This is a genomic window from Oleiphilus sp. HI0079 (genome assembly GCF_001635105.1).
Genome location: NZ_LWFT01000349.1, coordinates 1 through 334, shown reverse-complemented (window position 1 = coordinate 334; position 334 = coordinate 1). Strand labels below are relative to the sequence as shown.

At 48.8% G+C, this 334-nt stretch carries 1 protein-coding gene; it reads right to left on the bottom strand.

Going from position 1 to position 334, the window contains the following annotated elements; translation table 11 throughout:
- On the bottom strand, positions 1–334 hold a 334-nt coding region (locus tag A3750_RS04735), incomplete at both ends, for an ABC transporter substrate-binding protein (protein WP_156498406.1).

The following is a 334-nucleotide window of genomic DNA, read 5'->3' as shown; positions in this document are numbered from 1 at the left end:
CAATCTGGAAGATATTGTTGGTTAGCATGCTTAGATTTTCTGGCGTCTCTTGCTGGATAACTTTAACGTGTGTCGCTCGAAGCACATCAAGCGTGCGTTCTGGCCACATGAGTGAAGAGCCGATCAAGACATCCGCATTTAGGCTCAACAAACCTTCGGGTGACAATTGTCTGTGGTAACCGATATTCGGTAGATGATGAAACGCCTCCTCTCTGGAAGAGGTTAGGTCAATGGCAACAACGTGCTCTGCTAAGCCAAGTGCGCGTAGTATCTGTGTGGTGCCGAGATCAGCACTAATGATACGTGGCGCATTCGTTTGCGCGTATGCTAGGGA